The organism is Sphingobium sp. S6 (assembly GCF_905120495.1).
In the GTDB taxonomy this organism is placed as follows: domain Bacteria; phylum Pseudomonadota; class Alphaproteobacteria; order Sphingomonadales; family Sphingomonadaceae; genus Sphingobium; species Sphingobium agri.
In genome coordinates, this window is record NZ_CAJHOG010000011.1 from 15,238 (window position 1) to 34,243 (window position 19,006).

Genomic DNA, 19,006 nt, shown 5'->3' on the forward strand with positions numbered 1-19,006 from the left:
CCCGGCCGACTTGGCCATCGAACGACAGCGCCGCCAACTGGCTTTGCACATCGGCGGGAGGGGGATGCTGAGCACGGTTAATAACGCCGCTACAATAACGTTCAAGCGACGCTGGATGGTGGCGCAAACTAAACGGAGCGCATGTTCAGTTTAGGGTTCAATAAGAAGGTTGACGTGGTGGGTGATCTCGCCATTCCACACGACTGCCCGATTTAGATGATCATCCAAGATGAATATCTTGTAGCCGTCGAAGTGCTGCACAACGGCGTCAGCGGTTTGGGGGATAACTTCTATGATGAAGGATGTCGCCCGCCGGGCGATGAGGTCCTTCGCCCCCTCCATTACATCAATTTCGGCGCCCTCAACATCGATTTTCACAAGATCGGGTATGAGCCCGGACTGCTCAATGTAAGAGTCGAGCGTGATGCGCTCGCATAGTTCCCGAAAGTGAACTGCGAAATGACTCGCCCCTTCAACGTAGCTTGCACCAGAGCTGATACGGGTCGCATTCTCATAGTGCATGAATTCAATCGTCCCCGCTTGGTTGGAGAGAGCGACCTTTTCAACCTTCACGCGATCGACGATCCCATTGGCATTGAGATTCTCAAAGACCCTGGCGCAGGCTCGAAAAGTGGGTTCGAAAGCTACCACTTCCCTTGGCTGTTCATCTGCGAAACAGCTTAGAAGGGAAAAGATGCCCGTGTTAGCGCCGATGTCAAAAACAACCTTGGCGCTTTTTACCCGTCTTACCCACTCACGAATTGTAGTCCGTTCGTAACCATTGCGGCCGTACCACAAATAAAATTCTGCAATAATGTCATCATTATTTGTATACATGAAGAATGGTTTGGTGTCGTCATTCTGAATTTCTACGTGTCCGTAAAATGGCTTCTCCGTTCGGGCGTGATAAAAATCCATATCGTAAACATCCGGCGCTGCAGACGCTTTCAATCTCCGAAAGTCAGCAATCTTGTCTTTGAAATGAGGATCAAGCACGCCAAGTGGCTGAAGCAGATTCATTGGAATCTCCGATTTATTGATGACTTCATGGCTAAATCCAATCGAAAGCGCAAGCGATGTTGGATGGGAGAGATAGCGGCTGCCCTTGTAGGCCTTCGCGCGCCGCTATTACCGCCCCGACATGCTGTCTACCTCAATCCGCCTTATCCGGCAGCGAGGGGCGGGGGGACTATGCCGTGGGTATGTTAGATGTCACCGGTCATTCATTCTCAGCGAAAGTGGGCTTTAAAAATTCTCCGGTTGGTGGCCCCTTCACCTTCATGCTACCGGGCCACCCGTAAGACATGACTTCGCCAGCATCCTGAAGGATGTTGGCCAGGGTCCCGGTGGTTCGTGGCGTGTGGCAAGAATGCTATTTGACCGTGTGAAACAAAGCGTGGTCTAGGTCAGCGGCAATGATTAAGCAAACCCCACCTTGTTTGCCAGAAAGGCTTAGTACGCCGTGACCAATGTCCTCCCCGGTTTGCCGCTGATCGAGTCTCCGCTTTTTCCTATGCTCAAGGCATCGCAGGGACTGACCCAGGAAGAGGAGGAGATCGCCAGTAGCCTCTACGAAAAGGGCTATGCGGTGTTCGACTTTCCGGATGTGGACCTTGATGCTCGGATTGAGCGAATTAAGCGTAGCCTTGCCCCTCGTTACGGGATCGATTTCGATGATCCACAAAGCAACAAAACCCTGGGTGAGCGGCGCGTCCAGGATGCCTGGAGCTTTGACGAAGATGTTCGCGCGATTGCCTCGAACGAGGCGGTGCTGGATCTGCTAAGCAAGCTTTATGGCCGCCACGCTTTTCCGTTTCAGACGCTGAACTTTCCGGTCGGTACGCAACAGGACGCCCATTCGGACTCAGTCCATTTTTCCAGTCTGCCTGAGCGGTTCATGTGCGGTGTCTGGCTGGCAATGGAGGATGTTGATCCGGACGCGGGACCGTTATTTTATCATCCCGGATCGCATCGCTGGCCGATTATGTCGAATGCGCTGATTGGGCGCCGGGGCTACGGAGGAGATCTGAGTTCGGCGCAGGATCCTTACGGGCCCGCATGGCGCGCGTTGTGTGAAGCGCACGGTACGCAGGAGGAAACTTTTCTGGCGCGAAAGGGGCAGGCGCTGATCTGGTGCGCAAACCTGCTTCATGGCGGTAGCCATCAGGTAGACCCGCGGCTCACTCGCTGGTCACAGGTGACGCATTATTATTTCGATGACTGCATCTATTATACGCCCGCCTTTTCCGATGAAGTGCTTGGCCGCTTGCAACTGCGCGATCTTGTAGCGATCAGCGACGGCATGCCACGTCTGAACAAATATTTGGGTGAGATAGTAGAAAATCCTACTCGAAAGATAGAGCTACCTGCGCGTCAAACTTTCCGACGAAGATTAGTAAAGAAGATGAGGGGCTAAATATATTTAGTTATTTTTGCTGGTGAAGATGCTTTTTTCGGGGGATATCACTTTGAGGATAGCACGTAAATTTATTTATAAGTTTGCGGTAAGCAAATATGCAAAGGGGTTTGACGCCAAGTTCTATCTATCTCATTATGATGATTTAAAGATGATTAGAGGAAAGGGGCAGGCACTCAAGCACTACATCAAGCACGGAAAGAAAGAAGGAAGGTTCCCAAACGAGTCTGATTATATCAAAGGAATGTCTCTTGCTGATTCCAGTATCAAGAGAGAATTCGATGTTGCTGCTTATAAATTCTATAATAAGGATCTGTCTTATAGGTTTGATAATGATGAAGACCTATTTTTCCACTATGTAAAACATGGAAAGAAAGAAGGTAGAATTTGTCGGTTTCCCGAAAATGGAAACGGACAAGCGTTAATTCCTGACGAAGAAAAATGGAAGTCTGCGTTTGTTGCGGCAGATTTTATTTCTTGGTGCGGTCAAGACATCGATGATATTCCTTTATCTCGTGAGGAGGCGATAGATTTATTCTGCTCAGTAGGAATAGAAAAAATATGGCCTATCAACTTTGATTATATTTTTGACGTAGATTTTGTACGCAAAAATGAGATGCTGCCGTCTCACAACCAAAAATCTGATGCGGAATTGTACAGAGCCTGGCTCGCCGAAGGATTTCCAGCAAATGTCGCTCCCAATGAGGGAATGTTCCTGGCCTCCTATCTGGGTGGGCTGCCTTATCCTCTTTCTTTCGATTGGCAGGCTTTTATCCGTCGGAGCGGACTGCCGCGGGCTACTACTCGAAGCCGAGCCCTGATAGCGCTTTTCAATGCTTCGGCGCACAAGATAATTCTTAACATCGATCTTATGGGGTTAGATGCGTCTTGGCTTTTGGACCGCATCGCGCGGCGAGCATTGGTTCTTGGCGACCATCGTAAAGCCGTTGCTTTATTTACCCGGTCCACGATGCTCGCTCCTGCAGCCGAACCATTGTGCCTCCTGGGCGATGCACATCGTGAGTTGGGTGCCATCCCCGATGCGCTAGAAGCCTATACCGCCTCGATCGCCATCGGCCGAGCACCGATTGGCTCCTTCCTTCATGCCGCTAGCATCCATGCCTCGCGGGAAAAGTTTTCAGAAGCCTTCGACGTGCTGCGCAAGGCATGGCCGACATGGCGACAGAAAGTTGAGTTCGGTCGCAAGCTTCATGAAATTATCCAGCTTTATTTCGATCATCAGAGTGCTCGAGCGCACGCGCTATATCGGGAAATCGCAGAAGGGAAATCCGGTCTCGTGAAACGGGAAGCGGTGGATGAGCTTCTCACCGACACATTGAATGAAATTCAGGCAATTTACACAGAATTAGACTGCCTTCCTGCTCCTGTTGGAGGGGATAAGAATGGCTATGTGGCGATTTTAGCCAATGACGATCTGCGGCAATGCACACACTATCGCATCGAGCAGAAGGCGCTACAGTTCGAAAGAGCTGGTATTCCTGTCAAAATATTTTCGCATTATGACGCTCAGGAATTCATAGACAAATTGGTCGGCGCGAGAGCTGCGATATTCTATCGTGTCGCAGCAGTGCCGGGCATATTACGTGCTATTCTATGTGCGAATAAGTTAGGGCTGAATACATATTATGAAGTAGATGATCTAATATTTGACTCTGGCTTTTACCCTGATCCATTTCAATCCTTCGAGGGGCAGGTTTCCATCGCCGAATATGCAGGGTTACAGTTTGGCGTGCCGCTGTTCCGTTATGCAATGTCGATGAGCAAAGGGAGCATTGCCTCAACGCCGGCTTTGGCCGAGCAGATGCAGCTTGTTACGTCTACTGATGCTAACATCATTATTCGCAACGGACTGGATAAGCGCAATATTCCAGCAATTACAATGGGAGCTAACCCGATCCGTAATGAAAGCGGGCGTGTGCGGATCTTTTATGGATCGGGTACCAAAGCGCATAATGCCGACTTCAACAGGTTGGTTGCACCCTCGCTTTTGAATCTAATGGAGCGGTACCCGCATGTAGACCTAGTGATAGTCGGTCACCTCAAGCTAAATTCGGATCTGGCTGCTATGGGTGATCGTATCATCACCTACGCGTTTATTCCCGATGTTACTGCCTATTGGTCGGTGCTTGCCGGTTGCGACATCAATCTTGCCGTTTTGGAACCTGGAAAAGTCGCCGATTGCAAGAGTGAAATCAAATGGATGGAAGCTGCCGTTCTGCAAATCCCTTCGATCCTCAGCGGGACGCGCACCTATCGCGAGGTCGTAGAGGACGGTATTGACGGCTTGGTCGCAAACTCTCCGGAAGACTGGCAATCTGCCTTGGAGCGGTTGATAACGGACTCGGAACTGCGTGCGACCATCGGGGCAGAAGCGCGGCGAAAGGTTTTGCGAGACTATGATCTTGAGGTGTCGGCTCAGACACTCAAGGAGGCATTCGGCGGTTCCAGTGCGGATAAGGTACAGGGTCCCGAAAAAAGGCTCCGGATCCTCATCTGTCATGTCTTCTTTGCTCCTCAAAGCTATGGTGGAGCAACCCGGGTGGTCGAGGATAACGTCCGCATTTTCAAGGACCAATATCCAGGTTTGGAAATCGGGATATTCTGCTCGGAGGATGGGGGCACATCCCCTGGTCGTTTGAACATGAGCTCCGAGGATGGCGTTCCGGTTTATCGCCTTTCGACGCCGCAGGAAGCCGATATGGATTGGCGACCGTTCAATGAGGATCATGCCGAACCCTTTGAACGCGTTCTGGATCATTTCCAGCCAGACATCATACATTTCCATTGCATCCAGCGTCTGACTGCCACGATCGTCGAAGTGGCTCTGCGCCGAGGAATTCCCTACCTTGTCACATTGCACGATGCATGGTGGGTGTCCGATCACCAGTTTCTGGTGGACAAGGACGGCCTGCTACAGCTGCCAAGTACCGATATCTTGGGGACGGCCGCCGGCGGTTCCGATCGCCTCCAGTCCATCGCACGGCGTCAGCGCCTGGCATCCTTGCTTCAGAAATCAGCGGTCAATTTGGCTGTTTCAGCCCCGTTCGCCAAAGTTTATGCAGACGCAGGCATCACCGGGCTCCGGGTAGTCGAAAATGGGACCCCTCCCCTTGAAGAAGTGGTGCGTTCACCGCGGCAGGACGGCCGCGTTGCGCTCGGACATGTGGGAGGCAGATCCGCGCATAAGGGCGCGTCGCTGATTGAAGCAACTTTGCGACGCGGCAACTTTCATAATGTGCATCTGACGATGGTTGATGGGACGCTGGAGCCTGCGCAGTCAGTGAATACGATCTGGGGTGCAACTCCCGTGACGCTGACGGCTCCGTTCCCGCAGTCGCAGGTCGGGCAGCTATATGGTCAACTTGATGTGTTGCTTGCGCCATCTACCTGGCCGGAGAGCTTCGGTCTTGTCACGCGGGAAGCTCTCCGCAGTGGCTTGTGGGTGGTGGCCTCAAATCGGGGCGCAATCGGCGAGGAAATCGAAGATGACCTGAACGGGTATGTCATTGATGTCACCACCACCCGGGATTTTCGCCGGGTAATAGAGAAGATCGATGCTGATCCTAATAGATATCGTTCTTTGCCACCCCGTCGCTCAAAGGAAGTGCGTAGCATGGCTGATCAAGCGGTCGAACTATATAGTATATATAGATCAATATTTTAGAGTGATCCGTCCGATTCCTATCGGGTCTTCATCGTGAAACGAGAAAGGGCCAAGGGACGGGAACCCCCAAATGGTCGTATCGCCTATGAGGGTGGACGCCGGTTGCCACAGTATCCGTCTAGGATGGCTCGCCCGTCCCTGGTCTTTAGCGTTGCGGCAGTCCACTCTTGTCCGAGGAGGGGTAACCGCTTAATGCCGCAACCGGCCTCTTTGGCCGGAGGAAGTCAGCGTTGGATATGCATTACGATACTCAGCTCCAGCTTCAGGCTGAAGAGGCAACACGGCCAAACAAGATCGTTGAGCGCCTGAAACGTTGGCGTTGGTTTGGCTTGTTCGTGATTGTTCCATCTCTGCTGGCGACGATCTATTTCGGATTGATCGCATCGGACGTGTATGTCTCGGAATCTCGCTTCATCATCAAATCACCGGACCGCAAGTCGGGTTCGATCTCCTCGCTCGCCGGTCTGATACAGACCACAGGGCTATCTCCTGGCCAGGAGCAGACTAAGGAGATTATGGATTATCTTCGCTCGCGTGATGCGTTGCGGGATCTGAGCAAGCGTGTGGATGTTAGGGGGATTTTCATGTCCCCTGCAGCTGACCGGATAAGCCGATTTCCACTGTTGTTTCATAAAGATAACTTTGAAAATCTTTATGATTATTACGGATCCATGATGGAGACCCGTCTCGATCATGAGAGCGGGATGGCGGTGTTGAAGGTTAGCACCTTTGAACCAGCTCAAGCCCAAGTTCTGAATGAGAACCTGCTGCAGTTGAGCGAGGGGCTCGTCAATCGGCTGAACGAGAGAGCGAATACTAAAACGATCCAAGAGGCCACGGATCGCGTTGCAGCGGCTGAATCTCGGGTTCGCAAAGCGCGCGTTGAGTTAGGCCAGTACAGGAATAGATCCGAACTGCTCGATCCTAAGCAGCAAGGAATGGGCGTGCTGGAGGTTTCCAACCATTTGATCGCGCAACAGGCCGCTCTCCGCGCCCAGCTTGCTGAAGTTCAGCGGGTTACGCCAGGCCACCCCTCTATTCCCGCCCTGCGCCAGCGCATCGCCGCGCTATCTGAACAAATCGCGTCTCAGACGGGCCGCGCTGTGGGTACCCCGACAGGCATCGCTTCAAAGTTGAGTGGATATGAAAATCTGGCGGTCGAACAAGAATTTGCTACCCAGATGCTGACTGCAGCCAATGCCTCGCTTGAACAGGCTCGAGCCGATGCTTTGAAGCAGCACTATTACCTCGAGCGCGTTGTTCAACCAAACAAGCCTGACGATGCGCTCCTGCCGGCACGGCTCAAGGAAATCCTAACGGTCATTTTCACCAGTCTGTGTCTCTATCTGATTGGATGGATGTTGGTTGTCGGCATTCTCGAGCACGCACCGGAAGACTGATGAAACGCCTGAAAGACGGATTGCGCATTCAGATGCTCGTTGTGAAGGCGCTGATGATCCGCGAACTCACCACACGCTTTGGACGTGAAAATATCGGCTTTCTGTGGCTCATGGCAGAGCCGCTCATGTTCGCTGGGCTAGTCGGGGTCGTCTGGACCTTCATGAAGGGTACCGAACTGCATGGTATAAGCGTGGTTGCCTTTGTGATCAGCGGCTATATTCCATTAACATTATTTCGCCATTCGGTCAGTAAATCGGCGAACATATTTGTCGCAAATGGCGCACTTCTATACCATCGCCAAATTAAGATTCTGGATTTTATTTTCGTTCGTGTGCTGATTGAGGTGATTGGTTCAATGATGGCTTTCGTCTTCATTGCCGCCGTTTTGGGATATTTTGAACTTTTTCCTATGCCACACGACTTGGGATATCTGCTGGCGGGTTGGGGCATCTATTCCCTGTTCGTTTTATCCATCTGCACTGTTATTGCGCCATTGTCCGAGGTCTCTGAATTAGTCGAAAAGTTTATCCCGGTTACCACCTACATTGCCATTCCATTTTCGGGTACATTCAATCTTGTCGCTTGGCTCGCCCCTGATGCGCGTTCCTTTCTAATGTGGTCGCCCATGGTGAGTGGGGTGGAACTGATGCGGTATGGCCTGTTTGGTTCTGTGGTGCAGCCTTATTACGACGTTTCCAAGGCACTCACCGTTTCGGTATGTTTCCTTGTTATAGGTCTCATCATGTGCCGCCGGATACGCCGGACACTGGTGATCGGATGATCGTTTGTCAGGATGTCCACAAGCGCTACCGGAGCGGGCACAAGGTCAAGACCGTCCTTCGGGGCGTGAACTTCACCATCAATCCACAGGACCGGATCGGCCTTCTGGGACGGAACGGAGCGGGCAAGACGACCCTGATCAAGCTGATCGGAGGGGTGGAAATGCCAACCTCCGGCAAGGTCGTTCGTTCGATGCGCTGTTCCTGGCCATTGGGGTTCAATGGCGGGTTTCAGGGCAGTATGACGGGTTATGACAATGCCCGTTTCATCGCACGCATCTATAACAAGCCATATAATGAAATGCGCGATTTCATTGAGGAATTTACCGAACTGGGGCGCCAGTTGCGGATGCCGGTCAAAACCTATTCGTCAGGCATGCGCGCCCGACTAGCCTTCGCGCTCACATTGGCGATCGAGTTCGAATGCTACCTGATCGACGAAGTCATCATGGTCGGCGACCGTAACTTCCAGCAGAAATGCCAAGCCGAGTTTTTTGAAAAACGGCAGGACCGGGCGCTGCTTCTCGCTTCGCATAGTGCGGACTTTATCGAGCGCTACTGCAACCGCGCGATCATCCTTCATGATGGTATCGCGACGGTCTATGAGGATGTGCAGGAAGCGCTCCGGGTTTACGCGGCGCTGTAAGCTTTCGAGAACAATTCAGGTCAGGCTGAGCGAGAACCGGCAGCCGCAACCCGATCAATCTGTTCGTCTGATCCAGCACTGATGGGCGAAGTGGACGGCTGAGCGGCGCGCATCAAATCCTTTATCTCGGTTGTGGAAATGCCGTCGGTTCGCGGCAGATACACTACCTTCACCAAGTCGGAAAGATCGTCGAATTTCCCCGCCCAATCATGGCCCATTCCAAATATGTCGGCCTTTTCCCTTATTACATCTTGCCGTTTTTGTTCCCAATTATCTTCGGGAAAGACGTCAGAGACATACCGGCACGACAGAAGAATTTCCCGCCGATGCGCATATGGCACAACCGTCTTCTTCCCTTTCAAGTTATTGAACTCGTCAGTTGAACAGCCGACGACGAGCCTATCTCCTAAATCGCGTAAACGCTTCAACAGGCGAACATGACCAAAATGGAAAAGGTCAAATGTCCCATATGTAATAACTGTTACCATTATTAGGCCCCTTTGATGTTTGCGTTACTGCTATCATTAAGAACATTTTGAAGGTATAGATGAGCTATATTTCGGGAGGAAAAATCATTTAACGCCGTATCGCGAGCCGCCGACCCTATGCGCTCCCGCAACCGGGCATCCTTCGCCAACTTCACGGCGGACCGAGCCCAGTCGTCGGGCGTTCGCGCGACTAGGATATTATTTTCATCCTGCATGCGGGTCGTGCTCGACGCCCACGGCGGAGAGGCGATGGTGGGAACCGAATGCAATCCGGCCTCAAAAAAGCCCAGCTCGCATTGGTGAAGCGCGTCTGCCGGGCGAGGCGCAAGACAGATGTCCATTTCCTCGAGCAGCTCGTGGAATGCGTCATGGCTCAAATGAGGGTGGCGGACCCATCCTTCGGGCAAAACCGCCGACCCTGCTGCCTCATTAGGCATGCCAACTATGTGAAATTCCACGTCCTCGACCTCTGAACGGATCCCGCTTTCGAGGGTGCGCAGCATTTGAAGGTCGGAGCCATGATCCAGATTATCCGCGCGATAGCAGAAGCGGATCACGTCGTTCCGGTACTTCGGCCTGCCCTTCAAATAGCGAGCGATGGTGGCGGCGCTCAGCGAATAAGGGACATGGCTTGCCGGGCAGCCCCTCCTTTCCAGCAGGTCGACCAAGGCCGGTGTTGCAGCTGTGATGTGCGTTGCAGATTCAATGAGTTTCCTGAGATTTGCCGACTGCAGCCGCATTGCCGGCTGTCGTTCAGGATTTATTTTGTAGAATGCGGCCTGTTTAAGTAGTTCGGCATCGACTGAAACGTCGGCGATATCGACGACGACCTTCTTGCCGGACCGTCGAAAACCCTCGGCGAGATCCAGCATCTGATCGGTAATGACAGCGCCGCAGAATATCAGGACGTCTGCCTGGGCCGCTTGATCTATGGTCAGGTTCTCGCCGGCAATGATCCGGCTATTCCAGCCCATATTATCCAGGTCAGACGCCAGATTGAATATGCGGTAGCGTGCTGAGGCATCGGATTCGGGATCAAACGCCCACAATATATTATTCTTGAACGCAGCATCATGGCAGGAATCATTGATATCGAAGATTGTCGAGCTGCCCGTGTTTGTAGTGAGAACTCGCTCGATGACGCGAGTTGAATTTTGATCATCATGATGTTCGATGAACAATCGTCTTTTATGATTGTACATGGCGACATCGAAATCGCTCATGCCCTTCATGGCGTCTTCTATGGAGGAATATAGTTCGTCAAATGTCCTGGCGACCTTCCCTGGGAAAGACCATTCAAGATCGTAGAAAAGGCCCCTTTCGCTATTGGCATAGCGATCATAGTCATAGGCGAAGCTGACGACAGGCCTTCCAGTTAGAAGGAAGTCGATAAAAATGCTGGAATAATCCGTCGCGACAACGGCGGCTTCCCGCAGGATGATTTCTACCGACGGGAACAGGGTTTCGGGCAGGGCCAGGAAATCCTCGCCATAGAGGCGGCTTGAATATTGGCGCGCGCGATCGGCCATATGTTCGCGTATGCCCATCACATAGCCGTTGCGCTTTAGCAATGAAGCCAGCGCGTCCCGCTCTTCAGGGGAGAAGGCGTAATATCCATCCTGTTGGTCGTGACGGAATGTGGGCGCGAAAAGGATCAGCTTCCTGCCATTCAACAGGACGCGCAGCAGTTCCAGCTGTTCTGTCAGGTCATCAGGTAAAAGTCTTTCCTGCTTCATGATAAGATCATGACGCGGCAAACCGGTGACCCAGATGTCATTGACGGTAAGCGGCCAATAGGCGGACGCCATGGCGTTCCGATCGATCTGCGACGCGGCGATGACGGATGTGAGGAGCTTATTTTGTTCCGCCACCACCTTGAGGCGGTGCTGGTTGTCCAATGACGCATATCCAATGCGTTTGAGCGGAATTCCGTGCCAAAGATTATGAAAGCGATGAAGATTCGGCGACAGCCGAACCCCCAGATTCGATTCAACCCCATGCTTCAAAAAGATATGGCGAGCGCGCAGGAGGTAGAATTGCCCTTCCCGGCTATTAAGTGGTAAAATAACGACGTTGACGCCGTCGACATTGACCGGCTTTGAACGCGTGAGGATAATCTTTTTTATAGAAGGATCATTCTTAACCTCTTCAAACAGAGCCCTGATATTGTCACCGAATAAATGATTATATGCGCATACCGGAAATGCCCACCAATCATCATATTTCGGGGCTTGTCCGTCTAATTCTTTTAATTCCTCATTTGAAAAAGGCGGGTTTATATTCAGCAATTCGATATCCTGGTTAAGGAATATCTTCGAGTTGTCGCCTGTGCGCCGCAGATTTTGGTCATAAACAGAAAGATCTTTGGAAATACCTGCTGTTTGGACCTTCTCTTTCCAGTCGCCCAGATTCGGCAACTGATAGTGATTTTCCACAAGATGATATTTTTTAAGGAGCGGGAACCCCTGACTAATCAGGGAGAAGGCCGTTTCGGTGAAAACGGGCTGATGCGGATAAACCTTCCTGATGAAGGTATCGAAATCATATCCTTGTGAAATGAGCAGCCGGGTCAGGCCGATTTCATATTTCCGTATGACATGCAGCTTTTCGCTCTCCTGGACAACGCCATTCAGGGCATCGCGGACGCGCTGATCTGAAAAGGCCGGCTTGCGCAGTGCCAGGAAATAGGAGCCGACCAGGAAATCATAGATGGGCTGATGCTCGAAGCGCGCCAGCCAATCGCTCTTTATCGTGTCGAGGTCGATTGTCTCGGGTAGCGCCTGCGTGGCGAATGTCGTTGCAATGCCCTTGGTCGCCTGAAGCCCCCACCAGTCGCAGTCGCGGTCGTCCATTTCGAAGAAGACGTCCTGAAGCGGGCGCATGAGGAAGCAGCTGTCATTAACCAGGATCAGCTCGTCATAGCAGTCGATACGGTCCCACCCGACCAGCTGCTGGGCGAGCATGGACCAGGAACCGAAGTCATAGCATCCATGCCGCTGCGTCCATGCGCCCTTCGTCAGATTTTCGAGCTTCGCCAGTTCATTAGGCGCGATATGGCAGTCGGCCAGATAATAGACATCCGCGTGCTGCGCCAAATCAGTAATATATTCGACGACGACCGGGTCGATCAGCCCGTCCGGATCATAGCCGGCGAACAGGCAGATGCGCTTCGGCTTGCCCACCCGCCTGCGATAGCTTGTGGCAGGGCGGAATGAAATTGGGAGTGCCGGGCGCGTCAAATGCCCCTTTTTTACGCCGGTGGCGACATAATGGAACAGGGGATCGATGGTCCATTTGCTGCCCAGATAGACCTGCGCATACCAGATCAAGTCGAAGGAGGCGCTTGGGTTGCGCCATTGGCGCCACCCGTGGGTTATGTAATGGTCAATCGGCGAAAGGCCTGAGGCGCCAACCTCTGGATTATTATCGAGATAATAGGACGGATCGAAGAAGCCGCTTTCCTGAACAGCCAGCCTATGAGAGGTCCACCTCTTCGCGGCTTTCCCGATCTGGATGTAATGGGCCAGCGGGTTCATCCCTGACGGAGCGACGTCAGGATAGGCCTCAATGTAGAACTGGGTGTTGAAATGTGCGGAAGGGTTGCGAAGCTCGGCCGCGCCATGATCGATATAATGGCGGACTGGATCCGCCCCGGCTTCGGCAACGTCGGGATATTGCGTCAGATAATAATCTGTATCAAATAATTGCGATATAGAGATGATGGAGTGGGCACTCTCACGATAGCGAATAATATTAGAAACGCCGATCCCGAATTTCTTCAGCCCTGTCCCCAACCTTTTGTAGCTATTTTGCATCACGTCCCTGCTTGTAATGCTTGAACCTCCTTTCCGAAGGCCTAGTCAAATTAGAGAGTTGATAGCCGAGTGCAGGCATGTCATGCAACTGTAACAATCTGATATGCTTGATTGGATTCTTGCCCGCCCCTCCGGGACGTCTCTCATTGTGATGTAGGGGCTGCCCCCCTCGAAGGAGCAGACGAATGAGGAAGAGCCGTTTCACCGAGGACAGACCATCGGCATGATCGAGGAGCAGGATGTGGGGCCCCCTACGGCGCCGCAAGCAGTGCCGCAGCCTAGCAACGTTCTATAAGCGATGCGGCGGTGGAGGTGTCAGATACTCGCCGGCTTCGTCAGTTGGAGGACGAGAACGGCAAATTGATGCGCCGGTTGGCTGACAGCGTACTCGACAACCTGATCCTGGAGAATTCGCCGGAAAGGTCGACGAAGCCAGGATCGAGAGGACGGAGCGAGACCGCCCTCACACATCCCCAGGGTTCATGACGCCTGCCGAATTTGCTTCATCGGCCGGAGTTAACCCCGGCCGATGAGGCGCCGGATCTCTCGTTCTGGTTGGCGGAAGATTCGGAACAGGGTCACAGCACGACCGAACTTCGGCTCGGCGAACGCGAACAGAACCGCGAAACCCTCAATTGGGGCAACGCCGATCCAGCCCTGAAAATTAAAGATCTATGACCTAGTCTAGAGGGCCGCGAGAACTTCGGCTGCTTCGGGAATAGGGTAATGATGATTACCGACGAACAGGCCGTTCGCATCGATAAATTCTGCACCTTCTAAAGACCCGTGGACCGTATGCGGAATATGTTGCATCACCGGGTTCTTGGCAAAATTGCCTGCCACGATTGGGCGGCATTCGAAGCCTAGATTTACTAGCTTTTCAACGACAGTGGAACGGCTGATATCAATATCCGGCCTCAACAGCAGTGAAAAGCCAAACCAACTACTTTCACCAATTTCGTGCTGAAGCGTAAACAATGGGTGGTTTGCAAGCTTATCTATGAATGTAGCAGCATTGGCCCGGCGTCCTTCTATTATATTCGGTAGCTTCTTAAGTTGAGCTTGCCCGAGTGCACCCGACATTTCCAATGGCCGCAGATTGTACCCAGGGAGAACGAATTTAAAGCTCTCCTCGAACGCATCGTCAGACTTTGTACCAGTTACGTGATTTGTCTTGGGTAAGTGACGAGTCCAACCGTGTGACCGCATCGAGAGCATGATATGGTAGAGTTCTTCATCGTCAGTCACCACCATGCCGCCCTCCATCGTGGAGATGTGGTGCGAGAAGAAACAGGAAAAGCTGCCTACAGTACCGAAAGTTCCAGCTTGCCGCCCCTTGAAAGTCGCACCCATTGCTTCACAGTTATCTTCGAGAAGCACAATCTTACGATCCCCAACAATCTTTCCGATTCGATCAAAATCATTGGGATTTCCGAGCAAATTAACAATCATGATGGCGCGAGTATTATCCGTTACTGCACTCTCTAAGGCATCAAGATCATAGTTCAATGTATTACGATCAACATCAACAAATTTTTGTACTAGGCCATATTGCGCAAGCGGATAATATGTAGTCGACCAACTAACAGACGGAACAATAACTTCATCACCAGGATTAAGGAGAAAATCAGAGTTTTTACTGTAAAATAGTGCGCCAGTCATCAACAAATTTGCCGAGGATCCGGAGTTCACCATTACAGCATGCTTTACACCAAAGAATTCGGCGAATTGCCTTTCAAAATTCTGCACCTCGGGACCCATTGAGAACATTCCGGATTCAATGACTCGCTGGAGGGCGTCTTGCTCGGCTTGATCCCAAGATGAGGTCGCCAAAGGGAAGCGGTGAGAATTCATTAGGAGATTCTTTCTTTATAATATTGGTATACCTTGGCGATGCCGCTCTCGAGAGAGGTTTCCGCGCGCCATCCCCACGCTGTTTGACGGGTCGTGTCGCACAGCTTTTGTGTCATCCCGACCGGCTTACTTAGGTCATGGATGAAGCTGCCCTCCCACCCAATTACTCGAGCAACGATTGCATAATAGTCGTTGATCGAGTGGTCGGCTCCGACGCCGACGTTCATCAAGTCCGGGGTAGTCTCTAAGTTAGCTGCGGCCTTGAAAACAGCATCGGCTAGATCGCCTGAGTACATGAACTCGCGCCGAGCCTTTCCGTCGCCCCATATTTCGACGCTTTTCTCATCTCTTTCCCGTGCCTGGTGGACCTTGTGGATGATTGCTGGCAGCAAATGTGAATTTTGCGGATCAAATTTGTCGTATTCGCCGTAAAGGTTACATGGGATCAGCGTCTTATAAAGGAAGGCAGGATCTTCCCGCCGAATATATTCGCAAAGTCGCAAGGCAACGATCTTAGCAAGCGCGTAACCCTCGTTTGTCGGCTCCAATTCGCTCGTCAGTATCATTTTTTCATTAAGGGGGTTAGGGGCATTGCGAGGATAGATGCAGGTAGATCCCAAGTTGATCAGCCGCTTCACTCCCGCCGCGCGAGCGCCCATGACAACATTGCGCCCGATCATGACATTCTGATCAAGGAAATCGACCGGCGCTGCAATATTGGCGCGTATGCCTCCAACCTTTCCTGCACAGTGCACAACCAGATCAGGTTGCCTCTCGGTAATATAGTCGGCCACTTGCGTGCTGTTACGAAGGTCGAGTTCTTGGCTAGTCGGCGCCAGTATCTCCCACTCAGCAGCCATCGGATGGACCTGTATGTGCCGGCCTACCATGCCAGAGCCGCCGGTAATGAAGAGCTTGCCCGCCATTTCAGTTCTCGCGTGCCATCACGGATGCATAGCCGTGGTTCACCAGCAGCCTGGCTTGCTGCGCGGCCTTGAGATCCTCCTGCACCATCTCTGCGCACATCTCCTGCACGGTAATCTGAGGTTCCCATCCAAGTTTTGCTTTGGCACGGCCCGGATCGCCGAGCAACGTTTCCACTTCGGCCGGGCGGAAATAGCGCGGATCGATGCGCATGATCACGTCGCCTGGCTTAAGCGCCGGCGCGGCGTCACCGGTAATGCTTTCGACGATTGCAACCTCCTCCGGGCCCTGGCCTTGAAAGGACACGGAGATCCCCAGCTCAGCGGCAGCCCACAGGATGAACTGGCGGACCGAGTATTGCTTGCCCGTAGCGATCACAAAGTCCTCGGGCTGGTCCTGCTGAAGCATCATCCACTGCATTCGGACATAATCCTTAGCATGTCCCCAATCGCGCAGCGCATCGATGTTGCCCATGTACAGACAGGGCTCTAGTCCTTGAGCGATGTTAGCCAGGCCTCGCGTGATCTTCCGGGTGACGAAAGTCTCGCCACGGCGGGGACTTTCGTGATTGAAGAGAATGCCGTTACACGCGTACATGCCGTAAGATTCGCGATAGTTCACACAAATCCAGTAGGCATAAAGTTTGGCTACTGCATAGGGTGAGCGCGGGTAAAAGGGCGTGCTCTCCCTTTGTGGGGTTTCCTGAACGAGGCCGTAGAGTTCTGATGTCGATGCCTGATAGAAGCGCGTCTTCTTTTCAAGGCCCAGGAAGCGAATGGCCTCAAGCAACCGCAAAGTGCCGATTGCGTCCACGTCGGCGGTGTATTCGGGCGCTTCGAAGCTGACGGCCACATGGCTTTGGGCGCCGAGATTGTACACCTCGTCGGGACGAATCTCAGCCAGAATTCGTGTCAGGTTAGACGTGTCTGAAAGATCGCCATAATGTAGCTTGAAGCGTGCATCATCGCGGTGGGGATCTTCATATATGTGATCAATCCGCTGCGTATTGAACGAGGATGCGCGGCGCTTGATGCCGTGAACCTCATACCCTTTCTCCAGCAGAAATTCTGCAAGGTATGAACCATCCTGACCGGTGATCCCGGTAATAAGAGCGCGCTTCATTATGCAAGGGTCCTCGTGCAATTTCGCTGTAAATGAGAGCCGCTGTATCACGGCCGATTTTCGAGATGAGCCAGTACTGCTTCAAACAATTTTTGTTTCAGGTGAGAGCATCCGGCTTTGTATCGTTCCAAATAGGCTGTAGCGCCGGTTTCGTCGCCTTTGGAGAAGGACAGTTCCGCCATAAGTGCGCAATGCATAAAGCTGCCCGACAGCGCCGCGCGCTCGAAATGCGGAAAATATTCCTGCAGGTTATAGGCGTTTAGGGTTTTGGCAGTGAAAATACGAAAAATCTCTTTAAGGGATCCCGTGGCGTGGCGGTCGAGAAACAAGGTTTCCAAGACTTGCTGGCTTTCCAATAAATCATCATTCATCACGAACAGGCTAGACAATATCAAAGGATAAAGTTCGTTCTCTGGATCAAATATCTTAGCATTGTTAAGGGCATCAATGCTATTATGTAGTTCTCTCTTGTTTCGCCCGTAATAATATGCGTGCCAATACCCGAATGAAGTCTGCAATGAGTTATATTTATCACGATTATTTTGCAAATCTTCGATGGATATCCGATGCTGTTGCTCGGCATCAAAGATCTCGTTCGGCGAGATAAGGCGGCCTCCGCCAATCCAAGAAGCCTGTCGCGCGAAACCACTGGATCCGCTCAAGATTTTCTTAAATCGTGATAGAAGAACGAGATCATACATCGCCTTCTGGTGCCGTTCCATGGAAGCGGTTTTGTCGGCATTGAGTTTGGATGAGTTTACCGCAAAACATACTTGGGAAAGATACTCAATTTGTTCTTTGTCTTCTCCGAAAATATATACGCTGTCACCCTCAGCAGAAAATTTGCGGATCATTGCTTTGGCGATGGGTATGGTCATTCCCTTATACGTATAATGAACATATTTCCGATAATCTTTATAGAAGATGTCGCCGCTTCTAAGGTGGATAGCTACCGCCTCGGGTGGAATGGGCGTTGTCTTGGCTAGAAGAATCGCCTCATTGACTTCCTCGGAAAATCCTATTCTTTTGAAAGCATCGCTGGGGCTCGCGTCATGTAAAATGTCCGCCGCGCCCGAAATGTGATCTGAAAGGGAAGTGCGAGGACCGGCGATTCCCCCGTGGCTGCACAATGCCCATTCCACCGCCGCCAACGACTGCTTCTGATTGTCGAACTCCCATGCTCCTCGGGTATCCGCTAAGGGGACATGGTGCTTCGCGATAAAATCCTGCGAAAACATGCGACCAATTGGCATGATCGCGTGAAATGGGTCGTCTGCCAGCCTATCGCTCCATGAAAAAATGAAGTCGGTTTGGAAAATATCGCTCAACCGGATTGCATTGATCAGAGCGTTAAGGCGCTCACCTAAGCCATCCGTCCTTCGGCCGACAAAAACAGGCTTGTCAAACTTCGCATATACACGTGCGTTCACTTCGATGTGGTGGAGGTGAAAATATGTTTTCTCCGCCAATCGGAGTCGTACGTAACGCGCCTGAAGCATTCCACTGCACGGAATTTCAAAGCATTCCGACCAATAAACTAAACCGCTGTGCAGCACTATCCAGCTGACTCCATCGCGGGAAGCTTCCACGATGATCGTTCGAGCCAGATATTGATGACTGCCCTTCCTATTAAAAATCCTTAAATTTTCAATGCGATAGGCATCATGCAGGTCAATCTCAAGATAGGGGAAATCGTCTCCCGAAGTATGAAACGAAAAAGTTCTATCATTATCTTTGAGTACGTCAGTACTGTCCCGGGGCGTAGACCATCGGGACTGACTTCCAATTTTGGCTGTCTTTCCCGGCGCGACATTAATGATCTTGTATGATTGTATCATGGATATGCGATCTTGTGTCGTCCTGAATGGCGCTGAGC

General features: G+C 51.9%; 13 protein-coding genes. 6 read left to right on the top strand and 7 right to left on the bottom strand.

Features of this window, described 5'->3' with window-relative positions:
• Nucleotides 1-150 precede the first annotated feature (150 nt).
• A complete protein-coding gene (locus SPHS8_RS17725) occupies nt 151-1,020 on the bottom strand; it encodes an FkbM family methyltransferase (RefSeq protein ID WP_201516657.1) in 870 nt (289 codons plus the stop codon).
• A gap of 442 nt (nt 1,021-1,462) precedes the next feature.
• Between SPHS8_RS17725 and SPHS8_RS17730 the strand changes: the two genes are divergently transcribed.
• The 5 genes from SPHS8_RS17730 to SPHS8_RS17750 all read left to right on the top strand — a co-directional run bounded on the left by SPHS8_RS17730 (nt 1,463) and on the right by SPHS8_RS17750 (nt 8,927).
• Nucleotides 1,463-2,416: a phytanoyl-CoA dioxygenase family protein gene (locus SPHS8_RS17730; protein ID WP_201516658.1), complete on the top strand. Its 954-nt coding sequence runs from the start codon at nt 1,463-1,465 to the stop codon at nt 2,414-2,416.
• A 28-nt stretch (nt 2,417-2,444) separates the two neighbouring features.
• On the top strand, nt 2,445-6,101 hold the full coding sequence (locus tag SPHS8_RS17735; protein WP_236575255.1) for a glycosyltransferase: 3,657 nt from the start codon (nt 2,445-2,447) through the stop codon (nt 6,099-6,101).
• 236 nt (nt 6,102-6,337) lie between these two features.
• Nucleotides 6,338-7,501 carry a capsule biosynthesis protein gene (locus SPHS8_RS17740; RefSeq protein WP_201516693.1) on the top strand — a complete coding sequence of 388 codons (1,164 nt, stop codon included), beginning with the start codon at nt 6,338-6,340 and terminating at the stop codon, nt 7,499-7,501.
• Entirely contained in the window at nt 7,501-8,283 is a 783-nt protein-coding gene (locus tag SPHS8_RS17745; RefSeq protein WP_201516660.1) for an ABC transporter permease, read from the top strand. Before SPHS8_RS17740 ends, SPHS8_RS17745 begins: the two co-directional genes overlap by 1 nt.
• Entirely contained in the window at nt 8,280-8,927 is a 648-nt protein-coding gene (locus SPHS8_RS17750; protein ID WP_201516661.1) for an ABC transporter ATP-binding protein, read from the top strand. The genes SPHS8_RS17745 and SPHS8_RS17750 overlap by 4 nt, the downstream gene beginning before the upstream one ends.
• 20 nt (nt 8,928-8,947) lie before the next feature.
• Here the strand turns inward: SPHS8_RS17750 and SPHS8_RS17755 are convergent, their stop codons facing one another.
• Together SPHS8_RS17755 and SPHS8_RS17760 are read right to left on the bottom strand one after the other, a co-directional pair.
• Nucleotides 8,948-9,415, bottom strand: a complete 468-nt coding sequence (locus SPHS8_RS17755; RefSeq protein WP_201516662.1) for an adenylyltransferase/cytidyltransferase family protein — start codon at nt 9,413-9,415, stop codon at nt 8,948-8,950.
• 2 nt (nt 9,416-9,417) lie between these two features.
• Nucleotides 9,418-13,230 (bottom strand): CDP-glycerol glycerophosphotransferase family protein, encoded by a 3,813-nt coding sequence (locus tag SPHS8_RS17760; protein ID WP_201516663.1) that lies wholly within the window; start codon nt 13,228-13,230, stop codon nt 9,418-9,420.
• A 498-nt stretch (nt 13,231-13,728) separates the two neighbouring features.
• On the opposite strand from SPHS8_RS17760, the gene SPHS8_RS20520 reads away from it, so the two are divergent.
• The gene (locus tag SPHS8_RS20520; RefSeq protein WP_236575250.1) at nt 13,729-13,908 is read left to right on the top strand and encodes a hypothetical protein; all 180 of its coding nucleotides are present in this window, start codon (nt 13,729-13,731) and stop codon (nt 13,906-13,908) included.
• 6 nt (nt 13,909-13,914) lie between these two features.
• Here SPHS8_RS20520 and SPHS8_RS17765 read toward each other — a convergent pair whose 3' ends face one another.
• Genes SPHS8_RS17765 through SPHS8_RS17780 form a run of 4 tightly spaced genes read right to left on the bottom strand, consistent with a single transcriptional unit; the run spans nt 13,915 to nt 18,968 of the window.
• A complete protein-coding gene (locus SPHS8_RS17765; RefSeq protein ID WP_201516664.1) occupies nt 13,915-15,084 on the bottom strand; it encodes a DegT/DnrJ/EryC1/StrS family aminotransferase in 1,170 nt (389 codons plus the stop codon).
• Entirely contained in the window at nt 15,084-16,010 is a 927-nt protein-coding gene (locus tag SPHS8_RS17770) for a GDP-L-fucose synthase family protein (RefSeq protein ID WP_201516665.1), read from the bottom strand. Before SPHS8_RS17770 ends, SPHS8_RS17765 begins: the two co-directional genes overlap by 1 nt.
• Nucleotide 16,011: 1 nt before the next feature.
• A complete protein-coding gene (gmd, locus tag SPHS8_RS17775) occupies nt 16,012-17,130 on the bottom strand; it encodes a GDP-mannose 4,6-dehydratase (RefSeq protein ID WP_201516666.1) in 1,119 nt (372 codons plus the stop codon).
• A gap of 47 nt (nt 17,131-17,177) precedes the next feature.
• Nucleotides 17,178-18,968, bottom strand: coding sequence for a discoidin domain-containing protein (locus SPHS8_RS17780; protein WP_201516667.1), 1,791 nt, complete (start codon nt 18,966-18,968; stop codon nt 17,178-17,180).
• Between the last annotated feature and the right edge of the window lie 38 nt (nt 18,969-19,006).